Annotated in this window: 23 protein-coding genes; 5 read left to right on the forward strand and 18 right to left on the reverse strand. The window is 70.7% G+C overall.

Features of this window, described 5'->3' with window-relative positions; translation table 11 throughout:
* Window positions 1–11: 11 nt before the first annotated feature.
* The 16 genes from ACK4SG_RS07170 to xerD form a co-directional block, all read right to left on the reverse strand.
* Window positions 12–848 carry a glycosyltransferase family 2 protein gene (locus ACK4SG_RS07170; protein ID WP_409601039.1) on the reverse strand — a complete coding sequence of 279 codons (837 nt, stop codon included), beginning with the start codon at window positions 846–848 and terminating at the stop codon, window positions 12–14.
* The gene (locus ACK4SG_RS07175; protein WP_409601040.1) at window positions 845–1,702 is read right to left on the reverse strand and encodes a glycosyltransferase family 2 protein; all 858 of its coding nucleotides are present in this window, start codon (window positions 1,700–1,702) and stop codon (window positions 845–847) included. Before ACK4SG_RS07175 ends, ACK4SG_RS07170 begins: the two co-directional genes overlap by 4 nt.
* Complete coding sequence (gspD, locus tag ACK4SG_RS07180; protein ID WP_409601041.1) at window positions 1,699–3,897, reverse strand: type II secretion system secretin GspD; 2,199 nt, start codon at window positions 3,895–3,897, stop codon at window positions 1,699–1,701. Before gspD ends, ACK4SG_RS07175 begins: the two co-directional genes overlap by 4 nt.
* A complete protein-coding gene (locus ACK4SG_RS07185) occupies window positions 3,894–4,661 on the reverse strand; it encodes a hypothetical protein (RefSeq protein WP_409601042.1) in 768 nt (255 codons plus the stop codon). Before ACK4SG_RS07185 ends, gspD begins: the two co-directional genes overlap by 4 nt.
* On the reverse strand, window positions 4,651–5,256 hold the full coding sequence (gene gspM, locus ACK4SG_RS07190; RefSeq protein WP_409601043.1) for a type II secretion system protein GspM: 606 nt from the start codon (window positions 5,254–5,256) through the stop codon (window positions 4,651–4,653). Before gspM ends, ACK4SG_RS07185 begins: the two co-directional genes overlap by 11 nt.
* Window positions 5,253–6,371: a PilN domain-containing protein gene (locus tag ACK4SG_RS07195; RefSeq protein ID WP_409601044.1), complete on the reverse strand. Its 1,119-nt coding sequence runs from the start codon at window positions 6,369–6,371 to the stop codon at window positions 5,253–5,255. Before ACK4SG_RS07195 ends, gspM begins: the two co-directional genes overlap by 4 nt.
* Window positions 6,368–7,192 carry a general secretion pathway protein GspK gene (locus ACK4SG_RS07200; RefSeq protein ID WP_409601045.1) on the reverse strand — a complete coding sequence of 275 codons (825 nt, stop codon included), beginning with the start codon at window positions 7,190–7,192 and terminating at the stop codon, window positions 6,368–6,370. Before ACK4SG_RS07200 ends, ACK4SG_RS07195 begins: the two co-directional genes overlap by 4 nt.
* Window positions 7,189–7,809 (reverse strand): type II secretion system protein J, encoded by a 621-nt coding sequence (locus ACK4SG_RS07205; RefSeq protein WP_409601046.1) that lies wholly within the window; start codon window positions 7,807–7,809, stop codon window positions 7,189–7,191. The genes ACK4SG_RS07200 and ACK4SG_RS07205 overlap by 4 nt, the downstream gene beginning before the upstream one ends.
* Window positions 7,806–8,249 (reverse strand): type II secretion system protein XpsI, encoded by a 444-nt coding sequence (gene xpsI / locus ACK4SG_RS07210; protein WP_409601047.1) that lies wholly within the window; start codon window positions 8,247–8,249, stop codon window positions 7,806–7,808. Before xpsI ends, ACK4SG_RS07205 begins: the two co-directional genes overlap by 4 nt.
* Entirely contained in the window at window positions 8,246–8,701 is a 456-nt protein-coding gene (xpsH, locus tag ACK4SG_RS07215; protein ID WP_409601048.1) for a type II secretion system protein XpsH, read from the reverse strand. The genes xpsI and xpsH overlap by 4 nt, the downstream gene beginning before the upstream one ends.
* A 24-nt stretch (window positions 8,702–8,725) precedes the next feature.
* On the reverse strand, window positions 8,726–9,157 hold the full coding sequence (gspG, locus tag ACK4SG_RS07220; protein WP_409601049.1) for a type II secretion system major pseudopilin GspG: 432 nt from the start codon (window positions 9,155–9,157) through the stop codon (window positions 8,726–8,728).
* A gap of 55 nt (window positions 9,158–9,212) precedes the next feature.
* Window positions 9,213–10,430 (reverse strand): type II secretion system protein XpsF, encoded by a 1,218-nt coding sequence (gene xpsF, locus ACK4SG_RS07225; RefSeq protein WP_409601050.1) that lies wholly within the window; start codon window positions 10,428–10,430, stop codon window positions 9,213–9,215.
* A gap of 4 nt (window positions 10,431–10,434) precedes the next feature.
* Window positions 10,435–12,150: a type II secretion system ATPase GspE gene (gspE, locus tag ACK4SG_RS07230; protein WP_409601051.1), complete on the reverse strand. Its 1,716-nt coding sequence runs from the start codon at window positions 12,148–12,150 to the stop codon at window positions 10,435–10,437.
* Window positions 12,151–12,279: 129 nt separating this feature from the next.
* Window positions 12,280–16,164, reverse strand: a complete 3,885-nt coding sequence (gene purL, locus ACK4SG_RS07235) for a phosphoribosylformylglycinamidine synthase (protein ID WP_409601052.1) — start codon at window positions 16,162–16,164, stop codon at window positions 12,280–12,282.
* Window positions 16,165–16,248: 84 nt separating this feature from the next.
* Window positions 16,249–17,055: a DsbC family protein gene (locus ACK4SG_RS07240; RefSeq protein ID WP_409601053.1), complete on the reverse strand. Its 807-nt coding sequence runs from the start codon at window positions 17,053–17,055 to the stop codon at window positions 16,249–16,251.
* Between the two features lie 96 nt (window positions 17,056–17,151).
* On the reverse strand, window positions 17,152–18,114 hold the full coding sequence (gene xerD / locus ACK4SG_RS07245; RefSeq protein WP_409601054.1) for a site-specific tyrosine recombinase XerD: 963 nt from the start codon (window positions 18,112–18,114) through the stop codon (window positions 17,152–17,154).
* Window positions 18,115–18,159: 45 nt separating this feature from the next.
* On the opposite strand from xerD, the gene ACK4SG_RS07250 reads away from it, so the two are divergent.
* Together ACK4SG_RS07250 and ACK4SG_RS07255 are read left to right on the forward strand one after the other, a co-directional pair.
* Window positions 18,160–18,627 carry an RDD family protein gene (locus ACK4SG_RS07250; RefSeq protein WP_409601055.1) on the forward strand — a complete coding sequence of 156 codons (468 nt, stop codon included), beginning with the start codon at window positions 18,160–18,162 and terminating at the stop codon, window positions 18,625–18,627.
* An 18-nt stretch (window positions 18,628–18,645) separates the two neighbouring features.
* Complete coding sequence (locus ACK4SG_RS07255; RefSeq protein ID WP_409601056.1) at window positions 18,646–19,416, forward strand: CPBP family intramembrane glutamic endopeptidase; 771 nt, start codon at window positions 18,646–18,648, stop codon at window positions 19,414–19,416.
* A 152-nt stretch (window positions 19,417–19,568) separates the two neighbouring features.
* On the opposite strand, the gene lptG is transcribed toward ACK4SG_RS07255, so the two are convergent.
* Both lptG and lptF read right to left on the reverse strand, forming a co-directional pair.
* Window positions 19,569–20,714, reverse strand: coding sequence for an LPS export ABC transporter permease LptG (gene lptG / locus ACK4SG_RS07260; protein ID WP_409601057.1), 1,146 nt, complete (start codon window positions 20,712–20,714; stop codon window positions 19,569–19,571).
* Window positions 20,663–21,742, reverse strand: a complete 1,080-nt coding sequence (gene lptF, locus ACK4SG_RS07265; RefSeq protein ID WP_409601058.1) for an LPS export ABC transporter permease LptF — start codon at window positions 21,740–21,742, stop codon at window positions 20,663–20,665. Before lptF ends, lptG begins: the two co-directional genes overlap by 52 nt.
* Before the next feature lie 169 nt (window positions 21,743–21,911).
* On the opposite strand from lptF, the gene ACK4SG_RS07270 reads away from it, so the two are divergent.
* The 3 genes from ACK4SG_RS07270 (at window position 21,912) to ACK4SG_RS07280 (ending at window position 26,734) form a co-directional block, all read left to right on the forward strand.
* Complete coding sequence (locus ACK4SG_RS07270) at window positions 21,912–23,393, forward strand: leucyl aminopeptidase (protein ID WP_409601059.1); 1,482 nt, start codon at window positions 21,912–21,914, stop codon at window positions 23,391–23,393.
* Window positions 23,394–23,472: 79 nt separating this feature from the next.
* Window positions 23,473–23,898, forward strand: coding sequence for a DNA polymerase III subunit chi (locus tag ACK4SG_RS07275; RefSeq protein WP_409601060.1), 426 nt, complete (start codon window positions 23,473–23,475; stop codon window positions 23,896–23,898).
* Window positions 23,899–23,908: 10 nt separating this feature from the next.
* Entirely contained in the window at window positions 23,909–26,734 is a 2,826-nt protein-coding gene (locus tag ACK4SG_RS07280) for a valine--tRNA ligase (RefSeq protein WP_409601061.1), read from the forward strand.
* Window positions 26,735–26,747: the final 13 nt, after the last annotated feature.

Genomic DNA, 26,747 nt, shown 5'->3' on the forward strand with positions numbered 1-26,747 from the left:
CCGCGCGCGCCTTACCGGCGCCGCACCGCCGCGCGCAGCAGCGCGAGCGGAAAGTGCCCCCAGATCATCGCAAACACCGCGCCGCGCACGAACGCACCGCGCCGCGCTGCTTCAAAGCGGCGGAAGTAGCGCCACAGTCCGCGGTGCTTGTGCCACTCCACAAACAGCGGCCGCGCGCGCGACGACACGCCGCGCACGTGCAGCACCTCCACCGTGTTGTCGATGGCGACGCCGGCACCGGCCTGGCGCACGCGCCGGCACAGGTCCAGGTCCTCGGCGTGGAGCCGGTAACCCGGATCGAAGCCGCCGACCCGGTCGAACAGTGCGCGCGGCAGCACCATCAGCGCACCGGACACCGCATCGACCGGCTGCACCGGCCGGGCAGGATCACCCGGCACCGCCAGCACGCGGGCTGCGCGCGAACGCAGCATCGCCGCGAAATCGGGGTCACGCCGGCGCGCGGCCGGATCCGCGACGCCATCCTCGCCACGCAGCACCGCGCCCACCAGGGCCCCGCCCAGCCCAACGGCGGTATCGCGCAGCCGCGCCAGGGTGTCGATCTCGACAAGGCAGTCGGGGTTCACGAACGCCAGCCACGGTGCACTGCTGGCCGCAGCGCCCTGGTTGCAGGCCACCGCGAAGCCGGGGTTGTCCGGGTTGGCGATGAAGCGCACCCGCGGATCCGCCACCGCATGCCGCTGCACGATCTCCAGGGTGGAGTCCCGCGACGCGTTGTCCACCACCCGGACCTCGGCCACGTCCCGCGCCGCGCGCAGGCGCGCCAGGCAGGCGTCGATCGTCTCCTCGCTGCCGTAGGCAACGACAACGGCGGCAATGCCCGCGTTCACGGCGCGTCCGCGAACAGGTCCGCCTGCGGCGGCTGACGCGCCCGTCGTGCCAGCGCGTCGTCGAGCTGCATGCGAAGCGCACGGAATGGATCGTCCATCAGGCACTGCGCGATCCGCGCATGCCAGGCCGGCCAACGCGCCGCCAGCGCGGCCATGTCGCCCTCGCCCGGCGCATCCTCGCGGGCGCGCAGGACGAAGGCGGTCTCGCACAGCACGTTGCGTCCGCCCAGGCCGGCCATGCGCAGCGACAGATCGATCAGGGCGGCATACCAGGAGCGGTAGCTGGCCGCATCAAGGCCGCCGGCGCGGGTGCGCGCCACGCCGCGCAGCAGCACCGCGTGGCCCACCGCAGCAGGCAGGTCGGGATGGACGGGCGGGAGCTGGGCGCAGGCCTCGGCCAGCCGTGCGGGCGGCAGGTCGACCGGCACGATCTCGCCAATCCGCGGCCATGCGGCGGCCTCACCGGCATTGCTCCACGGCGTGGCACTGGCAATCGCGGGGTCCCGCCCCAGGCAGTCCGCCAGGCGCTCCAGCCAGCCCGGCACCGGCACCGCGTCACTGGCCAGCACCGCCACATCGGCGTCGCCGCAGGCGCGCAGCGCCTCGTCCAGGTGCGCGGCCTCGCCCAGAGGCGCGGCGCGACGGGTATGCGCGGCCTGCAGACGGGTCCGCCCCAACCAGCCACGGATCAGGTCCTGCCCGCGCGGGCCGGCCTGCGCATCGTCGGCCAGCCACACCCGCGTGCCCGCCGGCGTACCGGCCTCCAGCGCGGCCAGGCAGGCATCCAGCGCGTCCTCGTCGGTGCCAACCGGCACCAGCACGATCGGCAGGGCGGCTGCGGCGTCCCGGCTCACTGCTTGGGCTTGTAGATCGGATCCAGCGCGCGGAAGCGGCTGCCGTATTCGTCGGTCAGCGCGCGCGCTTCCTGCGGGTTGCGCACCACCGTCGGCGTGATCAGCACTACCAGTTCGTCGCGGGTCTTGCTGCTGCCCTGCTGGCCGAACAACCCGCCCAGCACCGGGATCCGGCTGAGGCCCGGCACACCGGTGGCGCTGCGATTGCTGCCGTCACTGATGAGGCCCGCCAGCACCACCGTCTCGCCGCTGCTGGCGACCGCGCTGGTGGTGACCTTGCTGGTGTCGATGCGCACATTGCCGAACGGGTCGGCGATGCCGGTGGGCTTGCTGACCTCCTGCACGATGTCGAGGAAGACCATGCCGTCGCGGGCGATGCGTGGCCGCACCTTGAGGATGATGCCGGTCTCCAGGTACTGCACCTGGTTGTAGGTGCCGGTGCCCCCCCCGGACTGCGGGTTGAAGCTCACCGACGTCACCGGGATGCGCTGGCCGACGTTGAGCACGGCCTCGCGGTTGTTCTGCGCCATCACCGAGGGCGAGGACAGCGTGCGCACGTCGGTCACGTTGTCCAGCGCCTGCACGATGGCCGCGGCGCTGCTGCCGAGGAAGGTCCAGCTGAGCAGGTTGCCACCGCCATTGGCCAGCGGCGAAACGCTGCCGGCATGCGTGCCCCAGCTGTTGCGACCGGTCGGGAACGGCAGGCCCTTGTCAGCCACCGCGTTATCGAAGAACCAGCTCACGCCGTACTGCAGCTCGCCCTTCAGCGCGACGCTCAGCACCTGCGCCTCGATGTGGACCTGCATCGGCATCACGTCGAGGCGCTCGATCACCTGGCGGATCGACTTCCACTGCGCGCCGTTGGCGCGCACCAGCAGCGAGTTGGTGTCCTCCACCGCGGACACGCCAACCTCGGCGCCATCCACTTTCAGAGTCACTCGGCCGTTACCGCCGCCCGCAGCAGGCAGGTTGCCGCCTTCGCCGCGGCCGGTGCCGGACGCAGGCTGGCCATCGCGGCTGGTCGCTTCGCCATCGCGCAGTTCGCCGGCCTGCAGGCCAGGCATCAGCGAGGGCGCGGCGCGGTCGTCGCGCGCACCGCTGCCGCTGCCGAAGGCCTCCGCCAGGCGGTCGGCCAGGTCGCGCGCACGGATGTATTTCAGCTCGTACGAGAACAACCGGCCATCGCCACTTCCTCCCTCGATGCGGTCGATCCATTCGCGGATCTGGTCCAGGTAGGCCGGCTGCGGGGTGATCACCATCACCGCATTGGCGGTGTCCAGCGGCATGAAGCGGAACATGCCGGCCACCGGGGTGTCGGCCTGGTTGCCGAACACCCGTTCCAGGTCCTGCACCACGTCGCTGGCGCGACCCGATTGCAGCGGGAACACGCCCACCGACATGCTGGCCATCCAGTCCACATCGAACACCTGAACGGTGCGCAGGTAGTTCTCCAGTTCGGCGCGGGTGCCGGCGACAGTGACCAGGTTGCGGGCGTCATCAACGCTGACAATGGCTCCCTGCCGCGCGTACGGCTTGAGGATCTTCTCCATCTCCCGCGCCGAGATGTAGCGCAGCGGGATCACCCGCGATTCGAAGCCGCGCGCCAGTGCCGGCGCGCCGGTGCGCGGCACCACCCCGCTCTGCAGGGCCTGGTCGGCCGGCACGATGTTGTAGCGGCCGTCGCTGTAGACCATGCGCGCGCCGTTCTGCGCCAGCACCTGCTCCAGCAGGCCCAACGCACCGGCCGCGCCCACCGGCTTCTGGGTGGCCACGGTGACGGTGCCCTGCACGCCCGGCGCGATGGTGTAGCTCTGCCCCAGCATGTCGCCGAGGATCGCCTTCACCACGGCCTGCAACGACTCCCCTTCGAAATTGAAACTGGCCTGGCCGCTGCTGGCCAGCGACGGCGGCGGGGCACTGGCGGCCGCACGGTCGATCGCCACGCCCGCGCCGCGCCGGATGACGGGACGGGCCCCTTCGCTGCCGATCTCCTGCAGAACCTCGCGGCGCAGGTCGTCGGTGGCGCTTGCCTTGCCCTCTGCCGCTGGCGCTGGGGACGGCGCGGCGGCCCGCTGCATCCGCGGCTGCGGCACCGCAGCACAGGCGGCCAGCAGCCCGAGCAGCAGGGCGGGAAGGAAAGCGCGCAGCATTGCGCGGGGCAGGGTGGGGTTCATGGCAGGCATCATCGTGCTCATCGTGCGGGCCCCGACAGCGGGCGCGCGCGCGCGCCAGCGTCGTTGGCATCCGGGTTCTGTGATTGCAACTGCGCGCGGCGCGCCTCGATGCGGCGGCGGATATCCTCGATCCGGCGCGCATCGTCGGACGCTTGCGCGTTGTCCACGGCGGCATCGGCGGCGCTTGCCGCCCGCATCGCCGAGGCTGCGGCGGTAGCCGCCTGCGGGGCATCCACCGCACGCGCGGGAGTGGGATCTCCCGCCACCCCGAACGTGCGCAAGTCCAGCGTGGTCTGCCCGCCCGGCCCTTCAAACACGGCGCGGCGCGGCTGGACTTCCAGCAGCCGCCAGCCTGGCGCGCCTTCCGGTACGGCGCCCTCACGCACGCGCAGGGACGTGCCGCCGGCCGTGGGCTGCAAGATCGCCAACCGAACCTGCGGGCTGATCAACACACCGGTGAGAACAAAATCGAAGGGCTGCGCGGCGACCGCGCCGTCGTCGTCGCCGGCGCTTGCCAGAAAGGCGCGCGGCCGCCGGTCCTCGGTGAACAGGGGGTGCGCCGCCGCTTCGGCGTACTGGGCCAAGGGCCCAACCCGGTCCGGCACCGGTGCCAACGGCCGGGGAAGCGCCGGCTGCGCGACCGGAACAGCCTCGGCAATCCGCCCGCCCATGCCCAGCAGTGCACCGACCCACAGCAGCAGCGCCCAGCCGCAAGCTGCCGCCAGCACCCAGGTCATGGCACCGGCCTGTCCCAGCCGATGCAGCAGGCTGCGCTCAGCCGCCATTGCCACCTCCCGGCGCCGGGCGCAGATAGCCATAGAGATTGAAAGTCACGTCAAGCCCGCCCTGCTGCAGCTGGGCGCTGCCCGGCACGGCGAAGAAACGCTGCGCCGAGATCCCCAGGGCATCCACGAACAGGTAGGGCCGCGCCGACTCAAGCGCATGCAGCACCGCCAGGGTCTCGGCGTTGCCGCAGCGCAAGCGGACCTGCACCGTGACCCGGCGATAGCGGCTGCCCTGGCCTGCCTCTTCGATCGGCGTCCGGTTCACGATGGCGCAGCCGCGGCCACCCGCACTGGCATCGGCAACCACGCGTTCCAGCTGCTGGATCAGGGCGGCCGTGGCCAGTTCCGCAGTGGGCTCGGCCAGGAAGTCCGAGGGCGCACCGCGGGCTTCCAGCGCCGCTAGGCGCTCCTGGATCTGCGGCTGCTGCAACAGCAGCCCCCTCAGCCGGCCATCGCGCGCGCGCAAGTCGGCGATCCGTGCATCCACCTCGGCGAACGGCGCGGCGAACCAGGACCACGCCACGGCCACCCCTGCGGCAAGCAGCCCGGCCAACAGGCCCAGCGCCAACCAGCGCTCCTGCTCCGCGCGACTCATCGTGCCCCTCCGCCACCGGGCGTGGTCGCGTTCCCCTGACGCAGCTGCGCGACCAGAGTGAACCGGTCCATGCGCGTAAGCGGATCCTGCTGCAGCGCGCCACTCAATGCCGGAGCGTTCCATTGCGGCGCGCCCTCCAGCTTGCCCACCAGCGCCGCCGCCTGGTTGGACAGGCCGATCAGGGTCAGCTGATTGCCATCGATGGCCAGTTTCTCCAGGTACGTGCCTTCCGGCAGGCGCCGCGCCAGCGCGTCCATCACCTCCACGGCGGGCGGGCGGCCGTTACGCTGCGCGCGCAGCCAGGCCCCGCCCTCGATGGCATCCAGCACCTGCTGGCGCTGGCGGGCCACGGCACGGGCCTGCGCCTCGCGTCCCGCCATCGCCGCCTGCAGCTCCGCAGCGGCGGCACGCCGGTTGTCCAGCAACTGGGCCAACCCGAACCCCAACGCGCACAGCGCAACAGTGGCAAGCGCCAGATTCCACATGCGCCAGGGATTGCGCTGCGCCAAGCGTTCGGCAGGCGGCAGCAGATTGACGCCAAGCGGTGCTCCTGCTGCGTCCAGCATGTCCACCCCGGCCAACGCGGTCATACCGCCCAGCCGCGCGAGCAGTGCCTGGTAGTGCCGCCGCGGCAACACCACCAGTTCCGCAAGCAGGCGGCCATCGTCAAGCATCTGCAAAACCCGGCCGTCGTGCAGAACCTCCCCGGCGGCGAACGGCGTCTGCCTCTCGATCTCGAACGCCAGCACGTCGCGCAGGCGCGCCCCGGCGGCGGCGGGCAGAACCAGACGCCGCCGCAGCCCTGCGCTGGCCGGTAGTTGCAACCAGCGGGGCCAGTCGCGCACGTCCTCGCGCAGCAGGGAACCCAGCGGATCGGGCCCGGCTGGCAACGGCAGCGGCAGCTCGGCCAGCGGCTGGACGTGGTCACCGTGCCGGGCGCACAGCCGCAGCGCATCACCCTCGACCTGCAGCAGCAAGCGTCGCTCACCGCAAAGGGCATCGCGCATCTGCGCCGGCAGCCATGCACACAGATTCCTGCCCCACCAGGCCAGAAAACCACGCAGGCTGGCGCTGGAATGCGCCAGAACCACGCTGCCCGCGGACGATGCACTCATCGCGCCTGCCCTTCCGCCCGCTGCCCCAGCGTGCTGTATGTCGAACCCGGCAAACCATTCCCCCCCAGACGGATCACCACCGACCACCGCACGTTACGCCCGTCGGCGGAGCGGGCACTGCTGTCAATACTATACGTGCCGCTGCCGGGCACCGCCGCTGCGGACGGATCTGCCGGCTGCCGGTCCGGCAGGCCCATCGCACGGCGCAGCAAGGGATCGGCGAAGGCTGCATCGGGCAAGGCGCGGCCGGTATGCACGGTCAGGTGCGGCGCCGCCGCGGCGTACAGCGCAGTGCGCATTCCCAGCACCTGCGCCAACTCGCTGACGCTTTCAAACGGCGCGTCCTTGGCTCCGCCGGCAAGGCCCGCCGCGGCATAGTCGGCGTCCTCGCCCCCTCCGGCCGGCTGGACCAGACTGTCGGGATCGCGCCAGTCCACCACCGCGCCGGCCAGCCGCGCCGCCGCATCCTCAGGTTCGCCCAGCGCCACGAAAAAGCGCTGCAGGAGCTCGAACGGGGCGCCATTGAGATCCAGCTTCGCGGCCTCGTCACGCACCGTGATGACCACCGGCATGCCGTCGAACGTCCAGCGGTACGTGCGTCCGTCTACCGCCCAGCGCCGCGCCGGGTCGGGATCGAGCAGGCGGAAGACCGCATATTCGATACCCGCACGTGCCGCCTCGCCGGCCACCACGCCACGCACCGTACCATTGCCCTGCAGGGATTCGACCCGCGCCGACAGCGCATAGCCGGCCACCAGTCCGCTGAGCAGCAGCACCAGCCACAGCACCAGCAGCAGCGCCGTGCCGCGCTGCGCCCTCATCGGCCATCCCCACCGGCGCGCGCCAGCGCCACGACCATCTCCGGCCACGGGCCTTGGGCATCGCGGATGCGCACGCGCACCTGCGGCGGCAGTGCGTCGGGCTGGTCCCATGTCTCCCGCCACGGGCCTGGCCGGCCGTCCTGCGCCAGCGTGCGATAGCCGAAAGCCACCTCGACCAGCCCCCTTGCCAGCGGCTCGGAAGGTTGCATGGCGGCCGGTATCTGGCCGGGCTGCAGCCGACGGAAATCCACGTCCAGACGCTGCCCGCCGCCGTCCCTGCGCACCTGCAGGACGTGCAGTCTGGGGCCGCCGCGGTCGAAATATGCCGGCACCTCGGCGACAAACCACATGGCTCTGGCGTTGCCGGAAAAGCGCAATGTGCGTCCGCTGCCGGCATCCAGGCCAAACGCGATGCCCTGCGCGCCGCCGATGCGCTCGCGCAGGAAAGCCGACACCGCCCGGATGCGCTCGTTCCGTTCCGCCATCGCCTCGCCGCGCGCCACGGTGGCACCGGCCGCGCGCAGAATGCCGAACGCCAGCACCAGCGCCGCCGCCAGCAGTGACGTGGCCAGCAGCACCTCCATCAGGGTGAAGCCGCCCGCTGCCCGCCGGCTCATGGCACACCGCCCGCCGGCAGCGGTCGCACCAGCCGCAACGTCGTCAACCGCAGGCGTTGCTGCGGCGTGCCTTCGCCCCAGGCCACGTCCAGTTGCACGTGCAGCAGGCGCGCTGCCAACGGGTCCTCCGGGCCGCCGGGGGCATGGGCCTGTGGATCCTGCCAGGGCACCACCGCCAGCTGCCAGCGGTAGCGTCCCTGTTCGAAGGTACCCGACAGCCGCCCCGGCCGCAGCAATGCATCGCTGCGCTCGACCAGCAGCGACTGCGCATGCAGCGCCGCCTGCCCGGCATCACCGGCCTGGCGCAGCTGCCGGCTGGCGCCGGACAGCGTGCCCAGCAGCAGGGTCAGGCCCAGCGCAAGCACGCCGAACGCGACCATGATTTCGATCAGGGTGAACCCACGCTGCGGACGCGCAAGGACACGGCGTGGGGCACTCATCGTCCGCCCCCGATGCGGCGCACCCGCACCTCGCCGGTCAGCCACGCCACATCGACGTCCCAGCCACCGCCATTGGCGGCCAGACGCACCCGGCCGCCGGTCGCGGCGCCATCGGGGAAAAAGCGCACCGCGCCCTCGCCCGCCGTCGGCTGCAGATCGCGCGCACCGGTGAACACCACCTCGCCGGTGTCCGGCAGGCGGCCGTGGCGGCCGTTCGGCGCGTGCCAGGTGCGCGCGCCCGGGTCGATCACGAACTCCTGCGGAACGCCGCTGGCGATCGCCCGCGCGCGGGTGAAGCGCAGCTGCGCGGCGACCTCCTTTGCTGCCGCCTGCAACCGCGCACCGCGCAGGCCATCGCCGAATGCGGCCATGGCAAGGACGCTGGCGGCGGCGATGAGTGCCAGCACCACCAGCATCTCCAGCAGCGTGAAGCCCGCCGGCCGCCCGCGCACGCGCCTGCCTCCGCCAGTGTCCGCTTATTCGTAACGGATGTCGGCATTCACGCTATCGCCGCCGGGCTGGCCATCGGCCCCCAGGCTGACGATCTCGAATGGCCGCCCCTCGCCCGGCACTTTGTACTGCACCGGATGCATCCATGGGTCCTTGAGATCCGCCTGCTTCGCGTACGGGCCCAGCCAGCCGGTCACACCCGGAGGTGCCGCCACCAGCGCCTCCAGACTGCCCGGCAGCACGCCGGTGTCCATCTGGTACTGCTGCACTTTCTCCGCCAGCGTCTGCAGCTGCGCCTGCGCCAGCTTGACCTTGGCGCGGTCGCCGCCGCCCAGGATGCGTGACGCCGCGAAGGCGACGATGCCGCCGATCAGCACCACCACCACGATGATCTCGATCAGCGAGAAACCGCGCTGCGCGGCCTTCGGAATCGGACGGAAATTGCGACGTTCACGCATGGGACTGCCCCGGTTGGGATGGGAATTCGGTTTCGGGAAGGCGCGGCGCCGGCGCTCATCCCACCACATTGGTCAGGTCGTAGATCGGCGCCAGCACCGACAGGATGACCACGCCAACGACCGCCGCCAGCACCAGCGTCACCACCGGCACCAGCGCGGCCAGCAGGCGGTCCATCGCCGCCTGCGTCTCCTGGTCGAAGGTGTCCGCGGTCTTCAGCAGCATGACGTCGAGCGCGCCCGACTCCTCGCCAACCTGGATCATCTGCAGCGCCAGCCGCGGGAACCGCTTGCCGCGGGCCAGAGCGGTGGAGAGGCCGATGCCGTTCTTGACCTCCTCGGCGGCGGCGGCCACGTCGTCGGCCAGCACGCGGTTGTCCAGCACGTTGCGGGCGATGCCCAGCGCTGCCAGCAGCGGCACGCCGTTGCGCAGCAGCGTCCCCAGCGTGCGCGCCAGCCGCGCGGTGTCGAGCTTGGCCACCAGCGCGCCGGCCAGCTTGCGCTGCAGCAGCCATCCATCGAAGCGGCGCATCACCGCGGGATCGCGGCGCAGGCGCTCCAGCCAGAGCAGCGCGAGCAAGGGCACCGCGAGGATCACGATCCACCAGTCGCGGACGAACACGCCGGTACCCAGCACCAGCTGCGAGAACCAGGGCAGCTCCGCATCCAGGCTTTCGTACATGCCGGCGAACTGCGGTACCACGTAGCCCAGCAGGAACAGCAGTGACAACCCCACCATCACCAGCAGGATCGCCGGGTACACCAGCGCGTTGACCACCCGCGTGCGCAGCGCGCGCGAACGCTCCAGGTAGTCGGCCAGCCGCTGCAGCGTCTCGTGCAGGCTGCCGCCCGCCTCGCCGGCGCGGACCATGTTCACGTACAGCCGGCCGAACGCGCCGTGCTGGCGTTCCAGCGCGGCCGACAGCGAGGCACCGCCGCGCACCGCCTCGCGGATGTCGCCCACGATGCGCTTGGCCGCCTCGTCCTCCGGCAGCTCCAGCAGGATGCCCAGCGCGCGATCCAGCGGTTGCCCTGCACCCAGCAGCGTGGCCAGCTGCTGGGTGAACTGCACCAGGCGCGCACCGGCAAACGGCGCCGGCCTGAACAGCGCGCGCCACAGGGGGCCGCTGCCCACGTCGGACGCGGGCCTGGCCTCCACCGGCAGCTGGCCCTGCGCCTGCAGGCGCGCGGCCACGTCGGCCTCGCTGGCCGCCTCCATCTGCCCGTCCACCAGCGTGCCGCGGGCGTCCAGCGCCTTGTAGCGATACAGCGCCATCGGCTCAGGTGTCCTCGGTCACGCGCAGGACTTCCTCGATCGTGGTCTCGCCGCGCAGCGCCTTGGCGATGCCGACCTCGTACATCGTCGCCATGCCCGCCCGCCGCGCCAGCTGCTCGATCTCATCCATGCCGGCGTGGCGCATCACCGCACGTCGCACCTCGTCGTCCATCACCAGCAGCTCCATGATGGTGGTGCGGCCCAGATAGCCGGTTGGGGTCAGCGGCGAAGGCACCGGCCGGTACAGGTAGAGGGTGCCCTCCGGCTGGAACCGGCGCAGGCCGAACTTCTCGATCTCCTCCGGCGAGGCCGGATAGCGCTGCGCATGGGTGGGTTCAAGCCGGCGCACCAGGCGCTGGGCCAGGATGCCGTTGACGGTGGAGGTCAGCAGGTAATCCTCCACGCCCATGTCCAGCAGGCGGGTGATGCCGCCCGCCGCGTTGTTGGTGTGCAGCGTGGACAGCACCAGGTGGCCGGTCAGCGCGGACTGGATGGCGATGCGCGCGGTTTCCAGGTCGCGCATCTCGCCGATCATGATGATGTCCGGGTCCTGGCGGACGATGCTGCGCAGGGCGTTGGCGAAATCCAGCCCGATCGCCGGCTTGGCCTGGATCTGGTTGATGCCCTCAATCTGGTACTCCACCGGGTCTTCGACAGTGATGATCTTGACCTTGGGCGTGTTGAGCTTCGACAGCGCGGTGTACAGGGTGGTGGTCTTGCCCGAGCCGGTGGGGCCGGTGACCAGCAGGATGCCGTGCGGCTGCTCCAGCACTTTCTGGAAGCGCGGCATGAACGCCGGGCCGAAGCCGAGGCGCTCGAAATCCAGCACCACCGTCTCGCGGTCCAGCAGGCGCATGACCACCGATTCGCCGTGCGCAGTGGGCACCGTGCTCACGCGCAGGTCCAGCTCCTTGCCCTGCACGCGCATGACGATGCGGCCGTCCTGCGGCAGGCGGCGCTCGGCGATGTTGAGCCTGGCCATGATCTTGATGCGGCTGATGATGGCGGCGACCAGGTTGGCCGGCGGGCTCTCGCCCTCCTCCAGCACGCCGTCGATGCGGTAGCGCACCTTCAGCCGGTTCTCGAACGGCTCGACGTGGATGTCGGACGCGCGCAACTCGACCGCACGCTGGATCAACAGGTTGACCAGCCGGATCACCGGCGCTTCCGAGGCAAGATCGCGCAGGTGCTCGATATCATCGGGGCCGGTTTCCCCTTCCGCACCCTCGACGATGCCTTCCATCTCGCTGCGACCCTGGCCGTGCCAGCGCTCGATCAGCTCGTCGATTTCGCCGCGCAGCGCCACCGCCGGACGCAGGGCGCGTCCCAGCGCCAGCCGCACCGCATCCAGCACGTAGTCGTCCTGCGGATCGGCCAGCAGGAGATCGACGCCCGACGCGTCCGCTGCCACCGGTACCACGTGGAACTGCTGCATGAACTTCACGCTGAGTGCGACATCGTCCGGCGGCAGTTCGGGCATGTCTTTCACGCTGCGCAGCGGCAGGCCCAGGGCGACCGCACAGGCCTCGGCGTGGTCGCGCTCGGAGACCAGCCCCAGCCGGACGAGCAGCTGTGGCAGGTTGCCGCCGTCCTCGGCATGCAGCCGGCGCGCCCGCACAAGGTCGGGCTCCTTGAGCTTGCCGCCCCCAAGCAGCAGGGCGACGATGCGTTCGTCGGCATCGGCCTGCTGTGGCTGAAGCTGGCTTGCAAGTGCATTCACGCGCGGAACTCCCACGATCCAACGCCGACTTTAGCAGGCGTCGGACCGCCGCTGGAACGAGGGTGCGCGCACCCTCGAAGGACGCCGGGCGTTCGCGGGCTCGCGGCTAGCGCCGCTCGAAAGCCCCGCTCACCCCAGCCACACCCGGGCGTTGCGGAACATGCGCAGCCACGGCGAGTCCTCCGGCCAGTCGGCCGGGGCCCAGCTGAAGTTGACGCTGCGCAGGGTGCGCTCGGGGTGCGGCATCAGGATGGTGGCGCGGCCGTCGCGGCTGGCCACGCCGGCGATGCCGTCGGGCGAGCCGTTCGGGTTGGCCGGGTAGCGGTCGGCAACGCGGCCACCTTCGACATAACGGGCCGCCACGTCCACCGCGCCCTGGTCGATCACGCTGGCGAACACCGCGCGGCCTTCGCCGTGCGCCACCGCCACCGGGATCTTTGATCCGGCCATGCCGCGCAGGAAGATCGACGGCGACTGGCCCACCTCCAGCAGCGCCAGGCGCGCTTCGTACTGCTCGCTGGTGTTGCGCTGGAAGGTCGGCCAGTGCTCGGCGCCGGGGATGATGTCGCGCAGCTGCGCCATCATCTGGCAGCCGTTGCAGATGCCCAGCGAGAAGCTGTTTTCGCGGGCGAAGAACGCCGCGAACATCTCGCGCAGCGCGGCGCGTTCCAGGATCGAGGTCGCCCAGCCGCGGCCCGCGCCCAGCACGTCGCCGTAACTGAAGCCGCCGCAGGCGGCCAGGCCGTGGAAGTCCTTGAGGTCGAAGCGGCCGGCGATGAGATCGCTCATGTGCACATCAAAGGCATCGAAGCCGGCGCGGTGGAACGCATAGGCGGTCTCCACCTGGCTGTTGACGCCCTGCTCGCGCAGGATCGCCACCTTCGGGCGCGCACCGGTGGACACGAACGGCGCGGCCACGTCCTCGGCGGCATCGAAGGTAAGCACCGGCTGCAGGCCAGGCGCGTCGAAGCGCCGCGCGGCGTCGCGCTCGCTGTCGGCGCAATCGGGATTGTCGCGCAGCCGCTGCATGGCGTGGGTGACCGACCACCAGGCGTCGAACAATTCCTCCCAGCGCCACTCGGCCAGGATCTCGTCACCGTCAGCGATCCGCACCACCGGCGCAGTGGTAGGTGCCGCGATGCGCTGCGCGCACTCGATCAGGCCATGGCGGGCGACCAGGTCGGCGAACGTGGCGCGCTCCTCGACGGGCACCTGCACCACCGCGCCCAGTTCCTCGTTGAACAGCACCCGCAGCGGGTCGTCGGTGCGGCCGTCGCCCCAGCCGTCCAGGCGGATGTCGAGCCCGAGGTGCGAGGCGAAGGCCATTTCGCACAGCGCCGCGAACACGCCACCATCGGAGCGGTCGTGGTAAGCCAGCAACAGGCCGTCCTCGCGCGCATCGCGGATCAGCTCGAACAGCGCGCGCAGGCGCTGCGGATCATCGAGATCAGGGGATTCGCCGCCAAATGCCGGCAATGCCCCCCCGTTGTTCGCCTCGGGATGGCACTGCGCCAACACCGAGCCGCCCATGCGCTGGCGGCCGCCACCCAGGCCGATCAGCCAGAGCTCCGACTCGACATCGCGACGCAGCAGCGGGGTGAGCTGGGCGCGCACATCGACCACCGGCGCGAACGCCGAGACCACCAGCGAGACCGGCGAGACCGATTTCTGCGCGGCGCCATCGCTGGACCACTGCGCCTGCATCGACAGCGAGTCCTTGCCGACCGGGATGCCGAGCTCCAGTTCGGGGCACAGCTCCATGCCCACCGCCTTGACCGCGTCGAACAGGCGCGCATCCTCGCCGGGGTGACCGGCGGCGGCCATCCAGTTGGCGGACAGCTTGATGCGGTTGAGCGATTCCACCGGTGCGGCGAGCAGATTGGTGATCGCCTCGCCCACCGCCATCCGCGCGGAGGCGGCGGCGTCCAGCAGGGCCAGCGGGGTGCGCTCGCCCACGCTCATCGCCTCGCCGGTGAACCCGTCGAAGCCCGACTGCGTGATTGCGCAGTCGGCCACCGGCATCTGCCACGGACCGACCATCTGGTCGCGCGCGGTCAGGCCACCCACCGTGCGGTCGCCAATCGTGATGAGGAAGGACTTGGCAGCCACCGACGGATGCGCCAGCACGCGCAGGCCGGCCTGACGCAGGTCCAGCGTGTCGGTGTCAGCTTGCGGCCAGCGCGGCGGCGCCGGATGCACGGTGTCGCGGTGCATCTTCGGCGGCTTGCCGAACAGCACGTCCATCGGCAGATCAATGGCCGGTGGCTGGCCTTCGTAGCCCACCCGCAGGTGTTCCTCGGCGGTGGCGGTGCCGACCACCGCGAACGGGCAGCGCTCGCGCGCGCACAGCGCCGCGAACTCGGCCACACGCGACTGCGCCACGCCCAGCACATAGCGCTCCTGCGACTCGTTGCACCACAGCTGCATCGGCGACAGCGACGGGTCGTCCTTCGGCACCTGGCCGAGGTCGATCACGCCGCCCACGCCGGAGTCGTGCAGCAGCTCGGGAATGGCATTGGACAGGCCACCGGCGCCGACATCGTGGATGCACAGGATCGGGTTGTCGGCGCCCAGCGCCACGCAGCGGTCAATGACCTCCTGCGCGCGGCGCTCCATTTCCGGGTTGTCGCGCTGCACCGAGGCGAAGTCGAGGTCTTCGGCGGAATCGCCGGACGCGACCGAGCTGGCGGCGCCACCGCCCAGGCCGATCAGCATCGCCGGCCCGCCGAGCACGATCACCGCATCGCCGGGGGACAGCCGCAGCTTCTCCACCTGCCCGCGGTCCATCGCGCCCAGGCCGCCGGCCAGCATGATCGGCTTGTCGTAGGCGCGGGTCAGTCCATCGGCCTCGTGCAGCTCGAAGCTGCGGAAGTAGCCGGTCAGGTTGGGCCGGCCGAACTCGTTGTTGAACGCCGCGGCGCCCAGCGGGCCATCGAGCATGATTTCGAAAGCGGAGGCCATGCGCGGATTGAGTGGACGCTGGCCCTCCCACGGCTGCGGCAGCGTCGGGATGCGCAGGTGGGAGACGGAGAAGCCGGCCAAACCGGCCTTCGGACGGCCACCGCGACCGGTGGCGCCCTCGTCGCGGATCTCGCCGCCGGCGCCGGTGGACGCACCGGGGAACGGCGCGATCGCGGTCGGATGGTTGTGGGTTTCCACCTTGATGCAGAACGCCGAATCCACGGCCGGCTCGCTGCGGTACTGCTGCGTCGCCGGGTCCGGGCGCCAGCGCGAGGCCGCGTAGCCTTCCACCACCGCCGCGTTGTCGCTGTAGGCCGACAGCACGTGCTCCGGCGTGCGCGCCTGCGTGTTCTTGATCATCTTGAACAGCGAGGTGGGCTGCGGCTGGCCGTCGATGGTCCAGCTGGCGTTGAAGATCTTGTGCCGGCAGTGTTCGGAATTGGCCTGCGCGAACATCATCAGCTCGACGTCGTGCGGATCGCGGCCCAGCTCGGCGTAGCGGGCGCGCAGGTAGTCGATCTCGTCGTCGGCCAGCGCCAGGCCCAGGCGCAGGTTCGCCGCCTCCAGCTGCGCCAGCGGGATGACCTCGACTCCCCCCGCCGGCTGCGAAGCAAACAGCGCCGCCGCGGCGTCGCGCTCGTCCAGCAGCGACTGGGTCATCGGGTCGTGCAGCAGCTTGGCCAGCGCCGCCACCTGGGCGGCATCGGCCGGCCAGCCCGCAAGGTCGATGCGCAACCCGCGCTCGACGCGCTTCACCGGCAAGCCAGCGCCGCGCAGCAGCTCGGTGGCCTTGCTGGCCCAAGGCGACAGCGTGCCCAGCCGGGGCACCACGTAGCGGCTGACCGCGCCGGGCTCGGCGGCGGCAAACCGCTCGCCCGCCTGCAGGATGCGGCAGAGCGCGGCAAGGTCCGGCGTCGCGCCGGGCTCGGGGTCGATCCAGTAACCGTGCCAGGCCCCGGCGATGCGCAGGCCGGGCACGAGGGTCTGGAGGCGGGCTTGCAGGCGGTCGCGGCGGAACGGCGACAGGGCGGGCGCGCCCTCGAGGACGATCATGTCCGGCTGATAGTGGGGACGGCCCATTATTGTAGCCGAGCCCGCCGGGCCCCGATCCGGCCTACCGCCGCGCCCGCCTCTGCTTCAGCCGCCCGCCTTTTCCTTGGCCAGCGCGTCCAGGCGCTCCAGCAGGCGGTCCGGCGGCAGGTAACCCCCCACCATCCGTCCATCGGCGTTGAGGATCATCGGCGTGCCGGTCAGGCCCATGCGCAGACCGGCGTTGTACTGCATGTCCACTGGCGAGCGGGGACACGCCCCCTGCGCCACCGGGCGGTCGTTCTTGGCGTCGGTCAGCGCCTTGCGACGGTCGGGCGCACACCAGACGGCCACCATCTTGCGGTAATCCGCGCTGCCGATGCCGGCACGCGGAAACGCCAGATACTCCACGCGGATGCCGCGCCGGTTGTACTCGGCAATGTCGGAATGGAACTTGCGGCAGTAACCGCACTCGACATCGGTCAGCACCACCACGGTGTGCTTGGGCACACCGGTCGGGGCGAACACGATGCGGTCGGCCTCCGGCAGGGTGGCCAGCACCTTTCGGCGCACCTTGGCCATCGCCTCGTCGCCCAGGGCCTTGCGGGAGGCGATGTCCAGCAGGTCGCCCTGGAACAGGTACTTGCCGTCATCGCTGACCCAGATCACCTGGCCACCGGCCACAACCTCGCGAAAGCCCGGCACCGGCGCCTTGTCGATGGAGTCGACGGTGATCTCCGGATTGAGCGAGCGCAGGGCATCGCGCACCCTGGCCTCGGGCGTGCCCGCGGCAAACGTGGGCTCTTTCAACACCGCCGCGGGCTTGGTGGGCGCCGCCGGCGGCGCGACGTCGGTGGATTGGGCGCAGGCCGACAGGCTGGCGCAGAGCAGGGCGGCAAGGACGAGACGCTTCATCGGGACTCCGGTCGCGGGCGCAGGGTCCGACCCGGACGCGCCTTCAAGGTTCCGGCATTTTCGCACACGGCGCCGCAGCCACGCCGCACGCCGCGCTCAGGCGCGCGGATGATGGCGCGCATGCAGGCTGCGCAGGCGTTCGCGCGCCACCAGGGTGTAGATCTGGGTGGTGGTCAGCGAGCTGTGGCCCAGCAGCATCTGCAGTGCGCGCAGGTCGGCGCCGTGGTTGAGCAGGTGGGTGGCGAAGCTGTGCCGCAGCCCGTGCGGGCTGATCCGCGCCGGCGCGATGCCAGCCACCGCCGCGCAGCGCTTGACCAGTGCCCAGAACGCCTGCCGGCTGGGCGCACTTCCACCCGGCGCGACAAACAACGCCTCTACCGCGGCAGGATGACGCAGGTTGGCCAGCAGCACCGGCCGCGCCTCGCCCAGGTAGCGCTCCAGCCAGTGCTGCGCCTCCTCGCCCAGCGGCACCAGCCGCTCGCGGCTGCCCTTGCCGGTCACCCGCAGCACGCCCTGGCGCAGATTCACGGCGGTCGCGGGCAGGCCGACCAGCTCGCTCACGCGCAGGCCCGCCGCGTACATCAGCTCCAGCATCGCGCGGTCACGCAGCCCCTCCGGCGTGGCCACGTCGGGGGCATCCAGCAGCGCGGTGACCTGCGCCTCGGACAGCGCCTTGGGCAGCAACCGGGGCAACCGCGGCGGCTGCAGCAGCGCACAGGGATCGTCGCGGCGCAGGCCGCTGGCCACCGCATGGGCGAAGAAGGCACGCAGGCAGGACAGCAGTCGCGCCGTGCTGCGCGCGGCGTAGCCGGCCTCGGCGCGCATCGCCAGGTAATCGAACAGGTCCTCCCTGCGCGCCCCGGGAAGCGGCGGTCGGGCGTTGGCACGCAGCCAGCGCGCCAGCGCCTGCAGATCACCGCGGTACGACGCCAGCGTGGCGCGGGACAGGCCATGCGCGGCCCAGGCCGCGTCCAGGAAGCGCTCGATCACGGCGGCATCCGCCGCCTCCAGCGGAGGCAGCTGGCGCACGAGCTGGCGACGGTGGGCAGCGGTCGGCATGGTCCAAGCGTAGCCCGTGCCAGGCCCGGCTGTATCCTTCGCACAATGCCTTCTTCCTCGTCCGAACGCTCCCCTGCCCTGGTCGGCTGGCGCCTGCTGGCGCTGCTGTACGACGTCTTCCCGGCGCTGGCGCTGTGGATGGTGCTGTCGGCCGCCTTCACCCTCGGCTACACCTTCCTGGGTCACCACGCTGCGCGCGAGAACATCGCGCCGTTCAGCCTGTTGCAGTGGCTGCTGTGGCTGTGTTGCTGGCTGGCGACCGGGGTGTACGCAACGGCCAGCTGGCGGCGCGGCGGGCAGACGCTCGGCATGCGTCCATGGCGGCTGGTGGTCACCGATGCCGCCGGCCAGGCGCCCAGCACACATGCCCTTTGGCGCCGCTACGCGACGGGCACGCTGTCACTGCTGCTGGGCGGGCTGGGCTTCTGGTGGGCCTGGATCGACCGCGCCGGGCTGACCTGGCACGACCGCGCCAGCGGCACCCGCCTGCAACGACGCCCCAAAACCGCCTGACGCGACCAGAGCCTCTCCATGGACACGCCCCGCTCCACCCGCTCGACCGCCCGCAGCGCACTCGGCTTTGCGCTGCTGTTCCTGCTGTACCAGTCGGCCGAAGGTATCGGCGACCGCATGCTGCACAGCTTTTCCGCGCAGGCCGGGTTGATGCTGGCCTGCGTGCTGGCGGCCTGGCCGGTGTCGCGCTGGCTGGGCTATCGCGGCCTGGAAGCCTTTGCGCTGCCGATGCGCGGCCGCGACCTGATCTGGCTGGTTCCGCTGCTGGTGCTGGCGTTCGGCCTGAAAGGCGCGGCACTGCAAGCCGGCCTGGCGCTGGGAATCTACCAGCCCGACCCGGCGGGCAGCGCGTCGGGCGCCACGCTGGCGGCGGCGCTGCCGATGCTGCTGCTGTCCACCTTCGTGCCTTCGATCGCCGAGGACATCCTCACCCGCGGCTTCCCTTATCGCGCGGCCGGCGTGCACTGGCGGCGCGGGCTGGCCTTCGTGGCAACCAGCAGCCTGCTGTACGTGCTGAATCACCTCTACCGGCTGGGGTTGGGGCCGATGGAATGGCTGATGCTGCTGGTCTACGGGCTGGCCTACGCCAGCGCACTGTGGCGCACCGGCAGCCTGTGGGCCGCTGTGGGCCTGCACTGGGGCTGGAACCTGGGCAACGCCGCGCTGGCGGTGGCCATGCCGACGAGCATCGCCAACGTGGACGGCGGCCGCCTGCTGTCGATGGCGGCGCATCTGCTGATGCTGGCCTGTGTGCTCATCGCCACCCGCCGGGTGGCTCAGGCGCGCTAGGGCATCCCCAGAGCGCCCGGAGCTTCCCGTCGGCCCCGGATGGGCGCCCCCGCATCGATCGCGCAAGCGATGGCTGCGTATGAGCCGAGCCCGGACGGCTGCCGGGCTTGGCGTGGGCTGGCAACGCCTGAATGGCGTTGTTCAGGCCTTCCCTAGCGGCTGCGCCGCCGGAACATCAGGAACGACACCGCCAGCATGATGATCGGCGGCATCGCATAGGCCACGCGGAAGTCGAGGTGGAACACACCGGCCACCTGCACCGACACGCGCTGCAGCAGGTAGAACCCCAGCGCGAACACGATGCCGATGAACAGCCGCTTGCCGTAGCCGCCGCTGCGCAGCGAGCCAAACGCGAACGGGATCACCGCCAGGCACAGGGTCAACACGTTGACGGGATAGAACCAGCGCCCCCAGTACACCGTCTCGAAGTCGGCAGACTCCAGGTTGTTGCGCTTGCGGTAATCGATGCTACTGGCCAGTTCGCGGCTGCTCAGGTAATCCGGCTTGGTGACGTTGGAGGCCAGCGTGGATTCGTCCAGCCGCGAGTCCCAGCGCTCCTCCGGAACGTGTTCCCGGCGCACCGACTTGGCCTCGAAGCGGGTGCGCTCCACCCCGCGCAGCAGCCAGCCCCCCGGACGATGCTCCGCCTGTTCGACGTTGGCGATGGACTGCAGGCGGCCGTCGGCATCGAACTGGAACAGGCGCACGCCGCGCAGCTCCAGCCAGCGATCGCTGCCTCGCTGGCGTTGCTCGCCGCTGCGGGCATTGATGAAGATATCGCCTTCGCGCGCCCATAGGCCGCTGTACTTGGACACCACCGCATCAGGATTGCGTGCTGCGCGCAGCGCATCCGATCGCTCATCCCCCCAGGGGGCCAGGGTTTCGCCATTGACCACCATCACCACGGTGAGCAGGGCCACCAGGAAGATCACCGAAGCGCCCAAACGCCGCCGCGAAATCCCCAGCGCCCGCAGCGCGGTCAGCTCGGAGGACGCGGCCAGTTGGCCCAGGCCCAGCAGCACGCCGATCACGGCGGCAGTGGGGAACAAGTTGTACGTGCGCCAGGGAACCGACAGGCCAGTGTCGGCGATGGCGTGGTTGACGGTATAGGCGCCCTTGCCGATATCGCCGACTTTGCCGGCAAAGGCCAGCACCACGTCCAGGCCCACCAGCACCACCCAGACCATCAGGATGCTGGTGATCACCGCGCGGGCGATATAAAGGTCGTGCAGCCGCGGCCAGCGTTTCATCGGCGCCACCATGCGCGCGCCACGCGGCCATCGCGGGCGTACAGCCATGCCCCCAGGCCCAGCATCGGCAGCACCAGCCACCACAGCCCCAGCGCCAGCGGCAGTTGGCCGGAGGCCAGCCACTCGGTACCCAGGATCATCAGGAACACGCCCACCAGATAGGCAAGAAAACCCAGCAGCAGCGCCCCGTGGCGGGACTGACGGGGCGAGCTGCGCGCCAGCGGCACCGCCATCAGCGCGAACGCCAGCCCCAGCAGCGGCGGCGCGATGCGCCAGTGCAGCTCGGCCCGCGCCGCCGCGCCGGGGGTGGCCAGCAGAACAGGCAGCGGCAGAAAGGCGGGGTCATCCATCGGCCGCTGGTCGTCCGGGGCGGGCAGCAGCATTTCGTTGCGGGCATAGCGCATCAGCCGGTAGTCCAGCGCCGGTCCGGCCACCGGGCCTTCCACCCGGAAGCCGTCCAGCAGCGCCAACACGCGGGCCCCCTGGTCGCGGTAAAGCTCGCCGGTACGGGCAGTGGCCACGTCCAGGCGCTCGCCGCGTTCGCGGAAAAGAAAGACGCGGGCCAGGCGCGTGCCGTCACTGGACATCTGGCCGACATAGGCCATCCCCCCGTTGGCCATGGGGGTGAACCGGCCCGGCTCCAGGCCGGCCACCAGCAGGTTCTTGTTGGCCTCGATCACCATCCCGCGCGCCAGACGGTTGGCCCACGGGCCCAACCACAGCGAACAGGCCCCCACCACCAGCAGCACCGGCACCACCACCAGCAGCAGCGGCCGCAGCAGCCGGCGCGGGCTGACCCCCACGGCGGTCAGCACATACATCTCGGAGTCGCGGTACAGCCGTCCCACCGACAGCAACAGGCCCAGCAGCAAGGCCAGCGGCAGGATCAGCGGCAAATACGCCAGCAGGCGCAGCCCCAGCTGCGACAGCAGCAGCGCCGGCGGCATCTTGCCGCGGGCCATCTCGCCGATCAGGTCGGCAAACAGCCCGCCCAGGCTGACCATGCCCAGCACCACCAGTGCCGCCAGGACGGCGCGGGCGAATTCGCTGCTGAGGTAGCGGTCCAGCTTCGGCATGGGGCCGGCTTGCTCCGGGAAGATGCTTTAGAATCGTGGGTTCGCCGCGCGCGAAGCCTGACGCCTGTCGCGGCCGCGCATTGTAAGCGACCCCAGCCCGCATGCCGCCGGCCCCCGCCGACGGGCATCCGCCCGCCTCAGATGGCACTTAGCCCGGATACCTTGTTCGATGAGCCTCGAATTCAGCCTGAACCAGACCCCCGCCGCCGCCGCAGGCGTTGATTGCGTCATCGTTGGCGCCTTCGCCGACGGCAGCCTCACGCCCGCCGCACAGGCCCTTGATGCCGCCAGCAGCGGCCGGCTGCGCGCCCTGCTGGACCGCGGCGACGTGTCCGGCAAGACCGGCAAGACCGCCCTGCTGCACGACCTTGCCGGCGTGGCCGCGCCGCGCGTGCTGGTGGTGGGCCTGGGGGAAGCAGGCAAGTTCGGCGTGCCGCAGTACCTGAAGGCGGTGGGTGATGCCGCCCGCGCGCTGAAGACGGGCCCGGTGGCCATCGCGCTGCTCACCCTCAGCGAAGTGCCGGTGAAGGACCGCGACGCGGCCTGGGCCATCCGCCAGGCCGTGATCGCTGCCGACCACGCCTGCTACCGCTACGTCGCCACCCTTGGCGCCAAGAACAAGAAGCGCGACGAGAAGGGTCTGGCGCACCTGCAGATTGCCGGCGCGGACACCACCGCGCTGGCGCAGGGCAAGGCCATCGCCGAGGGCGTGCGGCTGACCCGCGAGCTGGGCAATCTGCCGCCCAACATCTGCAACCCGGCCTATATCGCGCAGCAGGCGCAGGATCTGGCCGCACGCAGCGACAAGGTCACCTGCGAGGTGCTGGACGAGGCGGCGATGGATGCGCTTGGCATGGGCGCCCTGCTGGCCGTGGCCCGCGGCAGCGCGCAGCGCCCGCGCCTGGTGGTGCTGAAGTACTCCAACGGCGGCGACGCCAGGCCCTATGTGCTGGTCGGCAAGGGCATCACCTTCGACACCGGCGGCGTCAACCTGAAGACCCAGGGCGGCATCGAGGAGATGAAGTACGACATGTGCGGTGCCGGCACCGTGCTGGGCACCTTCGCCGCCGCGGTGGGCATGCAGCTGCCGATCAACCTGGTGTGCATCGCCGCGGCGGTGGAGAACGCCATCGACGGCAACAGCTACCGCCCGTCCGACGTCATCACCAGCATGTCCGGCAAGACCATCGAAGTGGGCAACACCGACGCCGAGGGCCGCCTGATCCTGTGCGACGCACTGACCTACGCGCAGCGCTTCCAGCCGGCTGCGCTGGTGGACGTGGCCACCCTCACCGGCGCCTGCATGGTCGCGCTGGGCAAATACGCCACCGGCGTGATGACCAAGGACAGCCACGACCTGGCCCGCGAACTGCTGGATGCCGGCGAGACGGTGTTCGACCGCGGCTGGCAGCTGCCGCTGTGGGACGAATACCAGCCGATGCTCGATTCCGCGTTCGCCGATGTCTACAACATCGGCGGCCGCTGGGCCGGCGCCATCACCGCCGGCTGCTTCCTGTCGCGGTTCACCGACGGCCAGCGCTGGGTGCACCTGGATATTGCCGGCAGCGCCTCCGACGAGGGCAAGCTGGGCATGGCGACCGGCCGCCCGGTCGGCATGCTCAGCCAATGGCTGCTGGACCGCGCCGCCTGATGCGCTGCCCGCCGGCGGCGCCCGTGTTGCCCCCACGGCCCGCCGGCCACGGCTGATGCCGTCCACGCCAGGACCTCCCATGCCCCGTGCCGATTTCTACCTGATCGACAAGCCGCGCTTCCGCGAGCAGCCGCTGCTGCTGGTCTGCGAGCTGGCCAAGCGCGCCTTTGCTGCCGAGCTGCCCACCCTGGTGCTGGCGCGCGACGCCGCCCAGGCGGAAGCGCTGGACGACCTGCTGTGGTCGTTCGATCCCGACGAATACCTGCCGCACCAGATCGCCGGTATGGACGAGGACGAGGACGAGGCGCCGATCCTCATCGCCGCACCCGATACCGACGTGCCCCCGCGCCCGCTGCTCATCAACTTGCGCGATGCCGCGCCGGACGGCAGCTTCGAGCGGGTGCTGGAAGTGGTGCCCGCCGACCCCGCCGCGCGCGGCCCGCTGCGCGCGCGCTGGAAGCACTACCAAGCGCTGGGCTTCGACCTGAACAAATTCGACATGTGATCCCGCCCCCATGACCACCCTTGCCTCCGGCTACGACCCCAAGTCCTTCGAGTCCCGCCTGTACCAGCAGTGGGAGGCCAGCGGCGCGTTCACGCCCCAGGGCGACGGCCCGGCCTACACCATCCTGCTGCCGCCGCCCAACGTCACCGGCACCCTGCACATGGGCCATGCGTTCCAGCACACGCTGCAGGACGCGCTGATCCGCTACCACCGCATGCGCGGTTACCGCACGCTGTGGCAGATGGGGACCGACCACGCCGGCATTGCCACCGAGATGGTGGTGAGCCGCAACCTGGCCATCGAAGGCAAGGGCGAGACCCGCGATTCGCTGGGCCGCGAGAAGTTCATCGAAAAAGTGTGGGAGTGGAAGCAGCACTCCGGCGACACCATCGAGCGGCAGATGCGCCGTCTGGGCGCGTCCGGCGACTGGTCGCGCAGCGTCTTCACCATGGACCCGATGGCCAGCGAGGCGATCACCGAGGCCTTCGTGCGGCTGTTCGATGCGGGCCTGATCTACCGCGGCCAGCGCCTGGTCAACTGGGACCCGGTGCTGAAGACCGCGATTTCCGATCTGGAAGTGGTCAGCGAGGAAGAAAACGGCCACCTGTGGTCGATCCGCTACCCGCTGGCCGACGGCGCCACGTTCGAATACGTCGAGCACGACGCCGACGGCAACGAAGTCCTGCGCGAAGTGCGCGACTACGTGGTGGTGGCCACCACCCGTCCGGAAACCCTGCTGGGCGACACCGCGGTGATGGTGCATCCAGAAGACCCGCGCTATCGCGGCCTGCATGGCAAGGCGGTGCGGCTGCCGCTGACCGACCGCTGCATTCCGGTCATCACCGATGACTACGTCGATCGCGCCTTCGGTACCGGCGTGGTGAAGGTGACCCCGGCGCACGACTTCAACGACTACGCGGTCGGCCAGCGCCATGGGCTGCCACTGCGCAACGTGTTCACCGACGACGCCCGGATCGTGGCCGCGACCGACATCCCGGCGCGCTACCACGGCCTGGACCGGTTCGAGGCGCGCAAGGCCATCGTGGCCGACCTGGAGGCCGCCGGCCTGCTGGTGGAGATCAAGCCGCACAAGCTGCAGGTGCCACGCGGCGACCGCAGTGGGCAGGTGATCGAGCCGTTCCTCACCGACCAGTGGTTCGTGAAGATGGACGATCTGGCCCGCCGCGGCCTGGAACTGGTCGAGTCGGGCGAAGTGAAGTTCGTGCCGGCGAACTGGATCAACACCTACCGCCACTGGCTGGAGAACATCCAGGACTGGACCATCAGCCGCCAGCTCTGGTGGGGCCACCGCATCCCGGCGTGGTTCGACGACTCCGGCAATGCCTACGTGGGCCGCAACGAGGCCGAGGTGCGCGCGCGCCACGGCCTGGGCGATGCGCCGCTGCGCCAGGACCCGGACGTGCTGGAAACCTGGTTCTCTTCGGCCATGTTCCCGTTCAGCACGCAGGGCTGGCCGGACGAAGGCAGGATGGCCGAACGCGGCTTCGACCAGCACCTGCCCAGCAACGTGCTGGTGACCGGCTTCGACATCATCTTCTTCTGGGTGGCGCGGATGATCATGATGACTGACCGCCTGGTCGGCCGCGTGCCATTCCGCGACGTCTACATCACCGGCCTGGTCCGCGACAAGGACGGCCAGAAGATGTCCAAGTCCAAGGGCAACATCCTGGATCCGCTGGACATCATCGACGGCATCAGCGCCGACGCGCTGGTGGCCAAGCGCACCACCGGGCTGATGCAGCCGAAGATGGCCGAGAAGATCGAGAAGGCCACGCGCAAGGAATTCCCCGACGGCATCAACCCCCATGGTGCCGATGCGTTGCGCTTTACCATGGCCGCGCTGGCCGGCCCGGGCCGCGACATCAAGTTCGACCTGGCCCGCGCCGAGGGCTACAAGAACTTCTGCAACAAGCTGTGGAACGCCACCCGCTTTGCGCTGATGCACGTGGGCGATGCCAGCTTCGACGGCGTGCCGCAGCCGAAGACGGATGCGGAGAAGTGGATCCTCGCCCAACTTGCGAATACCTGCGCGCAGGCGGAGGAGCATTTCGCCAGCTACCGTTTCGACCTGCTGGCGCAGTGCCTGTACGAGTTCACCTGGAACCAGGTCTGCGACTGGTTCCTGGAACTCGCCAAGCCGGCGCTCAGCGGCGACGACGCCCAGGCCGCCCAGAGCACCCGTCATACGCTGGCCTACGTGCTGGAATCCCTGCTGCGCCTGCTGCATCCGCTGATCCCGTTCATCACCGAAGAGCTCTGGCAGGCGGTGGCACCCCGGCTGGGCAAGTCCGGCAGCATCATGACCCAGCCCTATCCGCGACCCGGCGCGCTCGACACCGCCGCCTTCGCGCAGGCCGAAGCCGACATCGAGTGGCTGAAAGCCATGGTGAGCGCCGTGCGGCGCATCCGCAGCGAGCTGGGTGTCTCCCCCGCCCGTCAGGTCGCCCTGCTGGTACGCGGCGAAAGCACCGGGGACGCCGCGCGCCTGGCCCGGTTCGACGCGCAGCTGCGCTTCCTGTGCAAACTGGAACAGATCGAGGCGATCACCGGCGAGCCCCCCGCAGCGGCGCCGGCGGTGGTCGGCGAGCTGCAGCTGTTCGTCCCGCTGGAGGGCCTGGTGGATCTGGCCGCCGAACGCGCGCGCCTCGACAAGGAAATCGCCAAGGTGGCCGCCGAGAAAGACAAGAGCGCCAGCAAGCTGGCCAAGTTCGGCCCCGGCGTGCCCGCCGCCGTGGTCGAGCAGGAGCGCCAACGTCTGGCCGATTGGAGCACCAAGCTGGCCGCCTTGACCGAACAACGCGCACGGCTCGGATAAAAACGCACAAGGC

It is taken from the genome of Thermomonas sp., from assembly GCF_046293095.1.
Taxonomy (GTDB): Bacteria; Pseudomonadota; Gammaproteobacteria; order Xanthomonadales; family Xanthomonadaceae; genus Thermomonas.